Origin of the sequence: Pseudomonas sp. FDAARGOS_761 (assembly GCF_013343155.1) — a bacterium.
Lineage (GTDB): Bacteria > Pseudomonadota > Gammaproteobacteria > Pseudomonadales > Pseudomonadaceae > Pseudomonas > Pseudomonas aeruginosa.
Genome location: NZ_CP054572.1, coordinates 2,077,663 through 2,091,926 on the forward strand (window position 1 = coordinate 2,077,663; position 14,264 = coordinate 2,091,926).

Consider the following 14,264-nt stretch of genomic DNA (forward strand, 5'->3'; position numbering starts at 1 on the left):
GGCCGGGGTCAGGCGAGCACCGCCACCGACTTGATCTGCGCCCACAACAGCTGGCCGGGTCGTAGTTGCAACTGGTCCCGCGAGTAACGGGTGATCCGCGCCAGCAGCGGATTGCCGCCGGCATCCAGGCGCACCAGTACGTGGGCCGCGGTGTCGGTATCGACCAATTCCAGGACCCGTACCGGCAGGCGGTTGAGGATGCTGCTCTGGGCGTCGTCGCGCAGGTTCAGGCTGACGTCGCGCGCCTGTACCTTGAAGCGCAGGCGCTTGCCGGGGGCCAGCGGGGCGTGGGCGACGCGCATTTGCAGCGCGCTGCCGGGCAGGACCAGGGTCAGCAGGCCGTAGGCCGGGTCGTGGTCGCTGACCGTGCCCTCGATCACCACACCGGCGTCGTCGTCCAGCGCCAGCGGCAGGTCGACTCGCGCCAGGGTTTCGCCGATCGGCCCGCTGGCGCGGACCTTGCCGTTCTCCAGCAGCACCAGGTGATCGGCCAGGCGCGCCACTTCGTCCGGCGAGTGGCTGACATAGAGCACCGGGATGTCCAGTTCCTCATGCAGGCGTTCGAGATAGGGCAGGATCTCGCCCTTGCGCTTCAGGTCGAGGGATGCCAGCGGCTCGTCCATCAGCAGCAGGCGCGGGCTGGTGAGCAGGGCCCGGGCGATGCCGACGCGTTGCTGCTCGCCGCCGGAGAGGCGTTCCGGCATGCGTTCCAGCAAGTGCTCGATGCCCAGCAGGGCGCAGGCCTGTTCCAGCTCGACGCGGCGTTCGGCGGCGGCGATGCGCTTGAGACCGAAGGCCAGGTTGCGCCGCACCGTCAGGTGGCGGAACAGGTTGGCATCCTGGAACACGTAGCCGAGGGCACGTCGGTGGGGCGCGACGAAGAGGTTGCGGCGGCTGTCCTGCCAGGTCTCGCCGTTGATCGTCACCTCGCCCTCGGCGGCCTTTTCCAGGCCGGCGATACAGCGCAGGCAAGTGCTCTTGCCGGAGCCTGAATGGCCGAACAGAGCGGTCACGCCACGACCGGGAAGAGCCAGGTCGATGTCCAGTTCGAAGCCGGGGTAGGCGCGGCGGAAGCGCAGGCGCAGGCCGTCCATCTCAGGCCCAGCCCGGCCGGCGGCGCCGGCCCGAATAGAGGGCGAGGAGGACGACGAAGGAGAACGCCACCATGCCGCCGGCCAGCCAGTGGGCCTGGGCGTATTCCATGGCTTCGACGTGATCGAATATCTGCACCGAGACCACGCGGGTTTTCTCCGGGATGTTGCCGCCGATCATCAGCACCACGCCGAACTCGCCGACGGTATGGGCGAAGCCGAGGATCGCGGCGGTGACGAAACCCGGCCGGGCCAGCGGCAGGACCACGCTGAAGAAACGGTCGACGGGGCTCGCGCGCAGGGTCGCGGCAGCCTCCAGCGGTTTTTCGCCGATCGCCTCGAAGGCGTTCTGCAACGGTTGCACGACGAAGGGCAGCGAGTAGAACACCGAGCCGACCACCAGGCCGGCGAAGGTGAAGGGCAGGGTGCCGAGACCGAGGCTCTGGGTGAGCTGGCCGATGAAACCGTTGGGACCCATGCTGACCAGCAGGTAGAAGCCGATCACCGTCGGCGGCAGCACCAGCGGCAGGGCCACCACCGCGCCGATCGGCCCCTTCAGCCAGGAGCGGGTGCGCGCCAGCCACCAGGCGAAGGGCGTGCCGATCAGCAGCAGGAGGAGGGTGGTGAGCGAAGCCAGCTCGATGGTCAGCCAGATGGCCGCCAGGTCCGTACTGTCGAGTGGCAACGCCATGCAGGTCCCGCCTTAGAGTTCGTAGCCGTAGGACTTGATCAGCGCGGCGGCCTTGGCGCCCTTCAGGTAGTCGACCAGGGCCTTGGCGGCGGCGTTGTCCTTGCCTTTGTTGAGGATGACCGCGTCCTGGCGGATCGGGTCGTGCAGCTCGGCGGGAACGATCCAGGCCGAGCCGGTTGCGACTTTACCATCCTTGTAGATCTGCGACAGGGCGACGAAGCCCAGTTCGGCGTTGCCGCTGGAAACGAACTGGTAGGCCTGGCTGATGTTCTGGCCTTCCACCAGCTTCGGCCCGAGCGTGGCGGCGAGGCCGAGCTTGTCCATCGCCTGGGTGGCGGCGAGGCCGTAGGGCGCGGTCTTCGGGTTGGCGATGGACAGGTGCCTGAAGCTACCGCTCTTCAGCACCTCGCCCTTGGCGTCGACGTAGCCGGCCTTGGGCGACCAGAGTGCCAGGGTGCCGATGGCATAGGTGAAGCGCGAGCCGGGCACGACCTCGCCTTCCTGCTCCAGTTTCGCCGGAGTGCTGTCGTCGGCGGAGAGGAACACCTGGAACGGCGCGCCGTTCTTGATCTGCGTATAGAACTGGCCGGTGGCGCCGTAGGCGGCGACCAGCCTGTGCCCGGTGTCTTTCTCGAATTCCTTGGCGATGGCCTGGATCGGCGCGGTGAAGTTGGCCGCGACGGCGACCTGCACCTCGTCGGCGCTGGCGGCCAGGGATACGGCGCTGGCGAGGAGGGCGAGCAACAGCTGGGGCAGGCGGGTGGTCATGGAGTGCTCCTGTGGGGGGCGAACGAAGTTGGCGGACGGGGCTGGCGCAAGCTTAGGGGTTCGCTATGGCTTTTGGAATATAGCGCTACGCGGAAATTGATCTGGCGCAAGTTGCTCAGCCGGCCAGCGCGCGGAAACGCCGACGCGGCGCGGCCTCGCCGGGGAGTGCCAGGCAGCCGGCGCAGACCAGGCGGACGATGTTTTCCGCCGCCTGCCGGTAGTCGCTCGCGTCCAGCCCGGCCTGGCCGGTGAGGCGCGCCAGTTGCCAGCCGCCAAGGGCATAGGACTCGGTCATCGCCCACAGGTTGAGCAGCAGGTGGTACGGATCCAGCGGCGCCAGCAGGCCTTCGTCGATCCACTGGCGGATGCGCTCGGCGTTGCGTTCCGCCTGGGCGTCGAGGCGTTCCAGCAGCGCCGCCGGCATGCGCGGCGCGCCGCGCATGATCTCGCAGGAGAAGACCCTGGCCGCGTGCGGCCGCTCGGCGCCGATGCGCATCTTGTTGTCGACGTAGGCGCGTAGCGCCTCGGCGGGCGGCTGGTCACCGGCGAATGGCCGGGAGGCTTCCAGCAGAGGCTCGACGATGCTGTCCAGCACCGCCTCGTAGAGTTGCGCCTTGGAGCGGTAGTAATAGAGCACGTTGGCCTTCGCCACGCCGGCGCGCTCGGCGACGTCGCTGAGCCGGGCGGCGCTGAAGCCGCAGTCGGCGAAGACTTCGCAGGCGGCGTCGAGGATCAGTTGCAGGTTGCGTTGGCGGATCTTCTTCATCGGGACTGATACGGGGCAGGTTTCGTTGTTAATATTTTTATATAACGAATGCCTTGTGCCTGGATAGTCGTCGCCAGGCCGGCGACGCTTGATCGGATGCGCATTGCCAAGCCGTGGGGGCGCTGGTATCTGTATGCATGAACAGTACCAGGCTCCGCTTCCCGTGAATTTCCCAGCGCTTCCCGAACCCTTCTACTACCTGCACAACTTCCGCGCGGTACTCGCCTGGATCGGCGAACGCTATGCCGATCTGCTCGACGATCAGGAACGTGCCTTCATCGCCGCGTTCGCCGAATTGCCCGAGGCCAGCCAGGCCCTGCTGGTGCGCATGGTGATGCGCAAGGGCACGCTGTTCCGCGAAGGCAAGCTGGCCTATGCCGAGATCGGCGACACGCGCGCCGCCGTGCAACCGCTGTTGGCACTGGGCTGGGTGGACGCGCAGCCGGCCCTGGAACTGGCGCAACTGTTCGGCTTGCTGAAGAAGGATGAGTTGTCGCAGCTGTTCAGGGACCATCTCGGGCGCGCGAACCTGCGCAAGGATGCGCTGCTGGAACGGCTCCAGCCGTTGTTCCCCGAGGCGCGGCGGCTCGCCGAGTGGCAGGCCGACTTCGCCGAACCGGTCTACGAGTTGCGCTGCATGGCGCTCTGCGACCGCTTGCGGTTGATGTATTTCGGCAACCTGTGGCAGGACTGGTCGGAGTTCGTCCTTGCCGACCTGGGTATCTATCGTTACGAAAGCGTCGAGTTTTCCGCCGATTCCCGCGGCTTTCGCCTGCGCGCCGACGTCGACGCCTATCTCCACCTGTTCGACTGCCGCCAGCGCTTCGACCTCGGCGAGCCGCTGGAAGAACTGCTCGCCGGCCTGCCGGGCGAACCCTACGCCAATCCCTGGCTGGAAGGGCGGCGGGTCAAGCTGCTGTTCCAGTTCGCCCAGCACTGCGAAAAGCAGCGGGATTTCGACCTGGCCCAGCGGCTCTATCGCCAATCCAGCCACCCCGGCGCGCGCCTGCGGGCGATTCGCAGCCTGGAACGCGGCGAGCGCTTCGCCGAAGCCCATGCATTGGCGCGGGAGGCCAGCTGTGCGCCGGAAAGCGACGCCGAACGCCAGGGCCTGGCCCGATTGCTGCCGCGCCTGCAAGGCAAGCTCGGCCTGCCGCGACAGGCGCGGGCGGCGGCTCCGGAAATCGACCGCCTGGACCTGTGCCTGGCGCTCCCGAGCGAACCCTGTAGCGTCGAGGGGGCGGTCCGCGAGCACCTGGAAGAGCCCGGTTGCGCGGTGCACTACGTCGAGAACGGCCTGATCAATTCGCTGTTCGGGCTGCTCTGCTGGGAGGCGATCTTCGCCGCCATTCCCGGGGCGTTCTTCCATCCCTTCCACAGCGCGCCGGCGGACCTGCACAGCGCCGACTTCCGCCAGCGCCGCGCCGCCCTGTTCGAGGCCTGCCTGGGACGGCTGGAGGACGGCAGCTACCGCGACGCGATCCGCTGTCGCTACCGCGACAAGTTCGGCCTGCAGTCGCCCTTCGTCTACTGGGAGCTGCTTGGCGAGGAACTGCTCGAACAGGCGCTCGATTGCCTGCCGGCGGCCCACCTGCGCGCCTGGTTCGAACGCCTGCTGGAGGATATCCCGGGCAACCGCGCCGGCCTGCCGGACCTGATCCAGTTCTGGCCGGCGCAGCGTCGCTACCGGATGGTCGAGGTCAAGGGACCGGGCGACCGCCTGCAGGACAACCAGTTGCGCTGGCTGCAATTCTGCCGCGAGCGAGAGATGCCGGTGGCGGTCTGCTACGTGCGCTGGCATGTCGATGACTGAGCAGGGCGGCGAGGCGCTGTACCAGGTGGCGGTGCGCGCGCTTTGCGAGTTCAGCGCCAAGCGCGGCGACCTCGACCTGCGCTTCACCCCGTCGCCCAGCGCCCTGGAAGGCATCGCCGGACATACCCTGGTGACCTCCCGGCGCCCCGCTCACTACCAGCGCGAGGTGGCGCTGGACGGACGCTACCGTCACTTGCAGGTGCGCGGCCGGGCGGATGGCTACGACCCGCAGGCGAACTGCCTGGAGGAAATCAAGACCCACCGCGGCGACCTCGCCCTGCAACCGGCCAACCACCGGCACCTACACTGGGCCCAGGCCAGGGTCTACGGCTGGCTGCTCTGCGCCGAACGGAAGCTGGAGGAAGTCGAACTGGCGCTGGTCTACCTGGAGGTCGGCAGCCAGAAGGAGACCCGCTTCGTCGAGCGAGTGCGGGCCGACGAGCTGCGGCTGTTCTTCGAGAGCCAGTGCCAGGCGTTTCTCGCCTGGGCCGAGCAGGAACTGGCGCACCGCCAGCGGCGCGACCGCGAACTGGCCGCGTTACGCTTTCCCCACGCCGAATTCCGCCACGGCCAGCGGCAACTGGCGGAGGCGGTGTACAAGGCCGCCTCCGCCGGTTGTTGCCTGATGGCCCAGGCGCCAACCGGGATCGGCAAGACTATCGGCACGCTGTTCCCGCAACTCAAGGCGATGCCTGGGCAGCGCCTGGACCGGCTGTTCTTCCTGGCCGCCAAGACCCCGGGCCGGGCCCTCGCGCTGCATGCCCTGCGTAGCCTGGAAGGGGAAACCGGCGGACTGCCGGTGCGGGTGCTGGAACTGGTGGCGCGGGACAAGGCCTGCGAGCATCCGGACAAGGCCTGCCACGGCGAGTCCTGTCCCCTGGCCCAGGGCTTCTACGAACGCCTGCCGGCGGCCCGCGCCGCCGCCGTGGAGGCGCGCTGGCTGGACCAGGCGCGGTTGCGCGAGGTGGCGCTGGCGCACCGGGTCTGTCCCTACTACCTGGGCCAGGAACTGGCGCGCTGGTGCGACCTGGCGGTGGGCGACTACAACTACTACTTCGACCTCGGCGCCATGCTCCATGGCCTGGCCCAGGTCAACCAGTGGCGGGTGGCGGTACTGGTGGACGAGGCGCACAACCTGGTGGAGCGCGGCCGGCGGATGTATTCCGCCGAACTCGACCAGGGCGATTTCCTCGGTGTGCGCAAGACCGCCCCGGAGGCCCTGAGGAAACCGCTGGAGCGCATCCAGCGTGCCTGGAACGAACTGGGCAAGACCCAGGCGGACGACTACCAGGCCTACGACGAGCCTCCGCAGAAGCTGCTCCTGGCCTTGCAGAACGCGGTGGCGGCGATCAACGACCTGCTCGCCGAGCAACCGCAGGCGCTGGAGCCGGCGTTGCAGGAGTTCTACTTCGCGATCCTGCAGTTCGGCCGTCTCGCCGAGCTGTTCGGCGAGCATTCGCTGTTCGACATCGAGAAGCGCCCAGGCCGCAACGGCCGCAGCCTGGCCCGGCTGTGCCTGCGCAACGTGGTGCCGGCGGCGTTTCTCGCCGAGCGCTTCGCCGCCAGCCGCTCCACCGTGCTGTTCTCCGCTACCCTCGGGCCGCGCGACTATTACGCCGACCTGCTTGGCCTGCCGGCGGGCACGCCCTGGCTGGAAGTGGACTCGCCATTCAGCGCCGAGCAACTGGAGGTGCACATACAGCGTCGGGTTTCCACGCGCTATGCGCAGCGTCAGGCCTCCCTGGCGCCCATCGCGGCGATTCTCGGCGAGCAGTTTCGCCAGCGGCCGGGCAACTACCTGGCCTTCTTCAGCAGCTTCGATTACTTGCAGCAGACGCTGGACGTCTTCCGCCAGGCATACCCGTGGGTGCCGTGCTGGAGCCAGACGCGACGGATGGACGAGGCGGAGCGCCGGGCCTTCCTCGAACGCTTCGTCGCGGGCGGCGAGGGCATCGGCTTCGCCGTGCTCGGCGGTGCCTTCGGCGAAGGCATCGACCTGCCTGGAGAGCGCCTGATCGGCGCCTTCATCGCCACCCTCGGGTTGCCCCAGGTGAATCCGGTGAACGAGCAGATCCGCCTGCGCATGCAGCGCCTGTTCGGTGACGGCTACGACTACACCTACCTGTATCCGGGACTGCAGAAGGTGGTCCAGGCCGCCGGGAGGGTGATCCGCAGCCGCAGCGATCGCGGCGTGGTGCACCTGATCGACGACCGTTTCGCTCAGGCCAGGGTGCGCCGGTTGCTACCGGGCTGGTGGCAACTGCGTTGACCGGTGGCGATACGCCGGCAGGTGCTGCCGGACAGCCGGGCAGCCATGTATAATCGCGTCCCCACGATTTCCCCCGATCCGGATACGCCATGGCTTCCGCTCCCGACGCTCTTCCCCAGGCCCTTTCCTCCGACGACGCTCCGGCCCAGGCCGCGCCGAGCGACGCCAGCGCGTTGCTGAAGGCAGCCCTGGCGAAGAAGAACCAGGCCCAGCTCTATCCGCAGCGGAAGATCCACGACAAGGGCCAGCGTCCCGGCATGGCGCCGCGCGGTACCCGTCGTTCGATGGGCAAGCGCTGAGGCCTTTCCCGCGCCTGGCGTTTTGTGGGCCAGTTCCCGCCACGAAGGATCAAAGCGGGCAGCCTTAACAGTTTTGCCCTTTCGCGGCCGTAGGCCGCAGCCCCATCCCTTATGCTCGCCGCCCCTGGGCGAGCCGCGTCGATGCAGCGCGCCCGTTTGCCGGAATCCGCCTGCTGCATGTCGCGTCACCTTCCATCGTCTTTCGTTTCCCTGCGCAGCCTGGCCGGGCATGCGCCCGCTGTGCTTTGCGTGCTGCTGCTGGCGTTGCTCAGCGCCAGCCTGGCCAGCCAGACGCGCTCGCTGCGCCGCGAGCTGGCGGAATTGCCCGCCGCAGCGGCCCCGGCGCCGCCAGCCAACCCTTCAGCGGCCCCGCACGCGGCGTTAGCCGGCTTGTTCGGTGGCGCTCCGTCGCCGCGCGGCGCGACGGCGGGCGAGCGTCTGCAATTACGCCTGCTGGCCTGCTTCCTGGCGCGTCGCGAGGACCGCTCGGCGGCGCTGATCGCGGTGGCCGGGCGCTCGCAGCGCTTCCTGCCGGGCGCCGAAGTGCGCCCCGGCACCGTGCTGCTGGCGGTTCATCGCGACCATGTGGTGCTGCGCGACCAGGGTTATGAAGAACGTCTGTATTTCCCCAAAGCCGAAGGGGCAGAAACCACCCATGCCACGTTGTAGTACCCGTTCCGCCCAGCGCCTGTCTCCGCTGTTCCTGGTCCTGTCGCTGGCCGTCCTCGGCCTGGCGCCGCCGGTCCATCCGGCACCTGCCGCGACTGCCGCCGCGCAAGAGGAAGAGCAGTGGACGATCAACATGAAGGATGCCGAGATCGGCGACTTCATCGAGCAGGTATCGAGCATCAGCGGCCAGACCTTCGTCGTCGATCCGCGGGTGAAGGGACGGGTCACGGTGGTATCCCAGGCGCGGCTCAGCCTGGCGGAGGTCTACCAACTGTTCCTTTCGGTGCTCGCCACCCATGGCTACGCGGTGCTGCCGCAGGGCGACCAGGCGCGTATCGTGCCGAACATGGAGGCACGCCAGGACGCCGCGCAGAAGACCGTCCGCGATGGGCCGGGCAGCCTGGAGACGCGGGTGGTCCAGGCGCAGCAGACCTCGGTGGCGGAACTGATCCCGATGATCCGGCCGCTGGTCCCGGCCCATGGCCATCTGGCCGCCGTGCCGTCGGCCAACGCGCTGATCGTCAGCGACCGCCGCGCCAACATCGAGCGCATCGAGGCGATCGTGCGCAGCCTCGACCGGGCCGGCGAACATGACTACAGCATCTACGACATGCGCCATGCCTGGGTCGCGGAAATCGCCGAGGTGCTCGATCGCAGCGTCACCCCGGCCGCCGGGAAGAGCGCCGCCACCGTCCAGGTCCTCGCCGACAGCCGCAGCAACCGCCTGGTCCTGCTCGGGCCGCCGCAGGCGCGAGCGCGCTTGCTGCGGCTGGCGCAGTCGCTCGACGTCCCCTCGTCGCGGTCGGCGAACAGCCGGGTGATCCGCCTGCGCCATGGCGACGCCAAGACCCTCGCCGCCACCCTCGGGGAGATCGGCGAATCGCTGCGCGGCGAGCGGGGCCAGGATGGACGGGGAAGCGGCAAGCGCGGCCTGCTGGTGCGCGCCGACGAATCGCTGAATGCCCTGGTGATCCTCGCCGACCCGGAGGATGTCGGTCTGCTCGAGGACATCGTCCGCCAGCTCGACGTGCCGCGTGCGCAACTGTTGGTGGAGGCGGCGATCGTCGAGCTGTCCGGCGAGATCGGCGACGCCCTCGGGGTGCAATGGGCGCTGCGTAGCGAGCATGTCGCCGGCGGCGCTGGCTTCGCCGACAGCGGGTTGTCCATCGGCACCCTGCTAGGCGCGTTGCAGGCCGGCAAGCCGCCGGCAGAGCTGCCCGACGGTGCGATAGTCGGCCTCGGCAGTCGCGATTTCGGCGCACTGGTCACCGCGCTGAGCCGCAATAGCCGCAGCAACCTGCTGTCGACGCCGAGCCTGCTGACCCTGGACAACCAGAAGGCGGAAATCCTGGTCGGCCAGAACGTGCCGTTCCAGACCGGCAGCTACACCACCAGCGCCAGCGGTTCGAGCAATCCGTTCACCACTGTCGAGCGCAAGGATATCGGGGTGACCCTCAAGGTCACGCCGCACATCGGCGAGGACCGCATGCTGCGCCTGGAGATCGAGCAGGAAATATCCTCCATCGCGCCAACCGCCACCCTGGCGGCGAAGGCGGTGGACTTGGTGACCAACAAGCGCTCGATCAAGAGCACCGTACTGGCCGACGACGGCCAGGTCATCGTCCTCGGCGGACTGATCCAGGACGACCTGCTGCGCAGCGATTCGCGGGTACCGCTGCTGGGCGACATCCCCGGCGTCGGCCGGCTGTTCCGCTCGTCCCGCGAGACCCGGGTGAAGCGCAACCTGATGGTCTTCCTGCGACCGAGCATCGTCCGCGATGCCGCCGGCCTGGAGCGCATCAGCCATGGCCGTTACCGTTCCATCCAGTTGCTGCGCGGTGCTGCCGGCGAACCGGTACGCCCGCTGTTCGAGGATGCCGGCGCCATCGACCTGCGTCCCGCCGCCCAGGTCGCACCGGCACCTATTGGCTCGCCGCGCAGCTATCCGGCTCCAGCCCCGGTGCTGATGGAGAAGCCGCGCCTGGCGGACCCGGCGTCCCTGGGCGACGGTCGCGGCGGCGAGGTGCTGGAGGTTCGCCAGGGCACGCACGCGCCGCAGCCGCCGTCACCCCAGCGCTACGCCGTGCGATTGGTCGAGGGCAGCAGCGAAGCCTTCATGCGCGCGCTGATCGAGCGGCATCCGGGCCTGTCGTTGCGTTTGCGCCGCGAACTGCGCGATGGCCAGGAGCTGTTCGCGGTGGAGCGGGGCGACTACCTCGACCCGGAGCAGGCACGCCGGGCCCTGGCGGAACTGCCCGAAAGCCTGCCGCGAGGGAAGGCGCGGGTGATTGCGCATACGCCGGGAAGCGCCCTGTGACGGACTTCGAATCCTCGCGTCGCGGTCCGTCCACCGGATTGACCGGCGCGCTGCGGCGGCCGCGCTCCGGCGCAGCGCCACTGCCAGATCTGGCAGTTGTCGCTGGCGGGGACGGAGGCTTTAGTAGCCGCACTTTTTTCCAGGGCCGGGCAGTGGGACCGCAATGCATGGACGACATCGAGACCAGAGTGAGGAAGCTGGTAGCCGCCCGGCTCGGCGTGGAGGAATGCGACATCCGGCTGGACAGCGATTTCCGTAACGACTTCGGTGCCGAGTCGCTCGAGGTGGTCGAACTGGTCATGGCCCTGGAAGCGGAGTTCGGCGTCGAGATCGCCGATGACGATGCGGAACGGATCGAGACCGTGCGCCAGGCCATCGACTATCTCGAGGAAGCCGTGCCGACCTGACTCCCCCTGGACCACCGGCCGATGCCGTGGTCATTCCCTGCGAAACGCTGTGCGCCACCTCCCGCCCGTGCCGGCGGCAAGGTGCGCGACGTCCCGCGCTTCGATTACGCCGGATCGTCCAGCCCGCCCCGGGCCGATCCGGCTTTTTTTTGCCCGCCACCGTGGTAGCGAGGCAGCCGCCGTCGGTTGGATTTCCTGAATCTTCCGGCGCCTCGCCGGTCGACCGGACAGGGGCGTTGCGCCATTCGCGGTGCGCGCTCGCCATTCGTAACGGAGGTCGCCATGGCTACACGACGGAAAACCACACCCCAGGAAATCGACGACATTCAGGACCGCATGGGTTCGATACGCGAACTCGATTTCGACGAGCGCCGCCAGGCGCGCAAGGCACGGATCGGCGACGAGCGGCCCGAGGCCGAGGTGGAAGCCGAGTTTTCCCCGCAGCGGGTACGCGAGGCGGGCCACGCCGGCGGGCAGCCGGACGAGGACGACGGTTACCAGGATAACGTCGGCATGGACGATCTGGCGCCGGAGACCCTGATCGATGAAAGCGGTGCCCGCTCGCCGGCCGAGCGCGGTGGCGAATCGCCCGCGGACAAGCGCCTGAGGGTCGTGCATGGCAACGAGATCGGCGCTGGCCACGGCCTCGACGAAGCCGAGCTGGCACGTCGCGATCCGCTCGACGGCTCCTCCACCGAGGAACGCTGAGCGCCCGCAGACTGTATCGAAGTATTTCCGGCGCCTGGCGTTCTGTGATCGATTCGGCTCGGTTGTGGTGCGCTGCCGCACGCTTTACCGCCGGATGGAGCGGGGCACCGGATTTACTGCAAAAGCTGATAGTTGTCTTCCCGGGTGACGGCGTTGCACGGTCCTGCGGCGTGCAACCCGGCCTGGGCGAAATACCGGCGGAGCGGACCAGGCTATCCCGTCGGAGGCGATGTCGCCGGGCTGCTGGCTTTCAAGGTTTCCCTTCGATGACCAGGAGCTACCCATGCAGCACAAAAGATCCCGCGCCCTGGCGAGCCCGCGCTCGCCGTTCCTCTTCGCCCTGCTGGCGCTCGCCGTGGGCGGCACGGCCAACGCCCATGACGATGGCCTGCCGGCCTTCCGCTATTCGGCGGAGCTACTCGGCCAGTTGCAATTGCCCAGCGTGGCCCTGCCGCTGAATGACGAACTGTTCCTCTACGGTCGCGACGCCGAGGCGTTCGACCTCGAGGCCTACCTGGCCTTGAACGCGCCGGCGCTGCGCGACAAGAGCGAATACCTGGAGCACTGGAGCGGCTACTACAGCATCAACCCGAAAGTGTTGTTGACCCTGATGGCCATGCAGTCCGGGCCGTTGGGTGCGCCGGACGAGCGCGCCTTGGCGGCGCCGCTGGGGCGGCTGTCGGCGAAACGCGGCTTCGATGCCCAGGTACGCGACGTGTTGCAGCAGTTGTCGCGGCGCTACTACGGTTTCGAGGAATACCAGTTGCGCCAGGCGGCTGCGCGCAAGGCCGTCGGCGAGGACGGCCTGAACGCGGCATCGGCCGCGCTGCTCGGTCTGTTGCGAGAGGGGGCGAAGGCCTCCGCCGTGCAAGGCGGCAATCCGCTCGGCGCCTACGCGCAGACCTTCCAGCGCCTGTTCGGCACCCCGGCCGCGGAACTCCTGCAGCCGCGCAACCGCGTGGCTCGGCAACTCCAGGCGAAGGCCGCGCTGGCGCCGCCATCCAACCTGATGCAATTGCCCTGGCGCCAGGGCTATTCCTGGCAGCCCAACGGAGCGCATTCGAACACCGGCTCGGGCTATCCGTACTCGTCCTTCGATGCGTCCTACGACTGGCCGCGCTGGGGCAGTGCGACCTACAGCGTGGTCGCCGCCCACGCCGGCACGGTACGGGTGTTGTCGCGCTGCCAGGTACGGGTGACCCACCCCAGCGGCTGGGCGACCAACTACTACCACATGGACCAGATCCAGGTGAGCAACGGCCAGCAGGTCAGCGCCGACACCAAGCTCGGCGTCTATGCCAGCAACATCAACACCGCGCTCTGCGAGGGTGGCAGCTCCACCGGACCGCACCTGCATTTCTCGCTGCTCTACAACGGCGCCTTCGTTTCCCTGCAGGGAGCCAGCTTCGGTCCGTACCGGATCAACGTCGGCACCAGCAACTACGACAACGACTGTCGCCGCTACTATTTCTACAACCAGAGCGCCGGCACCACCCATTGCGCTTTCCGCCCGTTGTACAACCCCGGCCTGGCGCTCTGAGTCGGCGCGGGGCCCGGCTCCAGCCGGGCTCCGCGCGAGGCTCCGCCGCGAGCGAAACGGCGCTGAACACCTGGCGCGTCGCTGCCGCCGCGCCCGGCGCCAAGCTGACCGCGTGGGCCGGCATGCTCAGCCGCGCCGTGGCAGCAGGGCGTAGGCGTCGCGAACCACATCCTTGCCGTAGTGGCGCTCCAGGCGGCGGACGACGAAGTGACCGCGCGCCATGGCCTGGAAATGGTTCATGAACACCGTGTTGATCGCCGCGCCGCCGAGGGCGCCGACGATGGGCACGATCTGCGCCGCGAGCTTTTCCGAATACTGCACGCCCAGGCGCTCGGCGACCTTGCGCACCAGGGCCAGGAGCATGGGCGCGGCCTTCTTGCTGCCGGCGTCCTTGCCGAGGAAGTCGGCGGCCGCCTTGACCTGCTGGGCCAGCGCCGTACGCACCGCGTAGTAGCCGGACTCCGACGCGTCGTCCGAGGCGGATTTGCCGCCGAGGGCGAAGACTTCGATACAGGCCATCAGGGTGTCCATGTCCCTGATCGACTCGCCCTCGCTGCGCGCGATGTCGGCGATGGAACGGAAGATGATGCCGGTGGTGACCGGCACCTCGACCAGCATCGCCAGCGGCCCGAAGAAGCCGCCGACGCCACCGGAAACGGCGGCGCCGAGGGTATGCAGGCGGTTCGCCGGTTGACCGCTAGCGTTTTCCTGGAGAGTGGCGGTGGCCGAGCGGGCGACTTTCAGCAGCGCTCCCTCGATCACCGAACCGAGCTTCTCGTTGACCTTCCGCGGCAGCTTCTTCAGGCCGTATTCGATCGGCGTGCCCAGCAGGCTGGTGAGTTGCGCGGTGAGTCCAGGGTTCTCCAGCAGGTTCTTGGCGGCCTGGAGTTGCTTGAGATCGGCGGGGGAAAGGCTCATGGAAGGTC

Annotated in this window: 13 protein-coding genes; 8 read left to right on the forward strand and 5 right to left on the reverse strand. The window is 68.4% G+C overall.

Annotated features, from left to right (window positions below):
* Positions 1 to 8 precede the first annotated feature (8 nt).
* From modC to FOC67_RS09925, 4 genes are all read right to left on the reverse strand, one after another.
* A complete protein-coding gene (gene modC, locus FOC67_RS09910; RefSeq protein ID WP_003098212.1) occupies positions 9 to 1,094 on the reverse strand; it encodes a molybdenum ABC transporter ATP-binding protein in 1,086 nt (361 codons plus the stop codon).
* Position 1,095: 1 nt separating this feature from the next.
* The gene (gene modB / locus FOC67_RS09915; protein ID WP_009314586.1) at positions 1,096 to 1,782 is read right to left on the reverse strand and encodes a molybdate ABC transporter permease subunit; all 687 of its coding nucleotides are present in this window, start codon (positions 1,780 to 1,782) and stop codon (positions 1,096 to 1,098) included.
* 12 nt (positions 1,783 to 1,794) lie between these two features.
* Positions 1,795 to 2,550, reverse strand: coding sequence for a molybdate ABC transporter substrate-binding protein (gene modA / locus FOC67_RS09920; RefSeq protein ID WP_003088070.1), 756 nt, complete (start codon positions 2,548 to 2,550; stop codon positions 1,795 to 1,797).
* Positions 2,551 to 2,665: 115 nt separating this feature from the next.
* Positions 2,666 to 3,316: a TetR/AcrR family transcriptional regulator gene (locus tag FOC67_RS09925; protein WP_003088072.1), complete on the reverse strand. Its 651-nt coding sequence runs from the start codon at positions 3,314 to 3,316 to the stop codon at positions 2,666 to 2,668.
* 133 nt (positions 3,317 to 3,449) lie between these two features.
* On the opposite strand from FOC67_RS09925, the gene fan1 reads away from it, so the two are divergent.
* The 8 genes from fan1 (at position 3,450) to lasA (ending at position 13,338) form a co-directional block, all read left to right on the forward strand.
* Positions 3,450 to 5,129 (forward strand): nuclease Fan1, encoded by a 1,680-nt coding sequence (fan1, locus tag FOC67_RS09930; RefSeq protein ID WP_126573450.1) that lies wholly within the window; start codon positions 3,450 to 3,452, stop codon positions 5,127 to 5,129.
* On the forward strand, positions 5,122 to 7,398 hold the full coding sequence (locus FOC67_RS09935; RefSeq protein ID WP_003088085.1) for an ATP-dependent DNA helicase: 2,277 nt from the start codon (positions 5,122 to 5,124) through the stop codon (positions 7,396 to 7,398). The genes fan1 and FOC67_RS09935 overlap by 8 nt, the downstream gene beginning before the upstream one ends.
* A gap of 89 nt (positions 7,399 to 7,487) precedes the next feature.
* Positions 7,488 to 7,697: a hypothetical protein gene (locus FOC67_RS09940; RefSeq protein ID WP_003088087.1), complete on the forward strand. Its 210-nt coding sequence runs from the start codon at positions 7,488 to 7,490 to the stop codon at positions 7,695 to 7,697.
* A 141-nt stretch (positions 7,698 to 7,838) separates the two neighbouring features.
* Positions 7,839 to 8,366 carry a type II secretion system protein N gene (locus tag FOC67_RS09945; RefSeq protein WP_003108706.1) on the forward strand — a complete coding sequence of 176 codons (528 nt, stop codon included), beginning with the start codon at positions 7,839 to 7,841 and terminating at the stop codon, positions 8,364 to 8,366.
* Entirely contained in the window at positions 8,353 to 10,683 is a 2,331-nt protein-coding gene (gspD, locus tag FOC67_RS09950) for a type II secretion system secretin GspD (protein WP_009314583.1), read from the forward strand. Before FOC67_RS09945 ends, gspD begins: the two co-directional genes overlap by 14 nt.
* Before the next feature lie 167 nt (positions 10,684 to 10,850).
* A complete protein-coding gene (acpP, locus tag FOC67_RS09955) occupies positions 10,851 to 11,090 on the forward strand; it encodes an acyl carrier protein (RefSeq protein ID WP_003132735.1) in 240 nt (79 codons plus the stop codon).
* A gap of 282 nt (positions 11,091 to 11,372) precedes the next feature.
* On the forward strand, positions 11,373 to 11,798 hold the full coding sequence (locus FOC67_RS09960) for a hypothetical protein (protein ID WP_009314582.1): 426 nt from the start codon (positions 11,373 to 11,375) through the stop codon (positions 11,796 to 11,798).
* A 283-nt stretch (positions 11,799 to 12,081) separates the two neighbouring features.
* Positions 12,082 to 13,338, forward strand: a complete 1,257-nt coding sequence (lasA, locus tag FOC67_RS09965) for an elastinolytic metalloprotease LasA (RefSeq protein WP_009314581.1) — start codon at positions 12,082 to 12,084, stop codon at positions 13,336 to 13,338.
* A gap of 126 nt (positions 13,339 to 13,464) precedes the next feature.
* Here the strand turns inward: lasA and FOC67_RS09970 are convergent, their stop codons facing one another.
* Positions 13,465 to 14,256 (reverse strand): EcsC family protein, encoded by a 792-nt coding sequence (locus FOC67_RS09970; RefSeq protein ID WP_003106675.1) that lies wholly within the window; start codon positions 14,254 to 14,256, stop codon positions 13,465 to 13,467.
* Between the last annotated feature and the right edge of the window lie 8 nt (positions 14,257 to 14,264).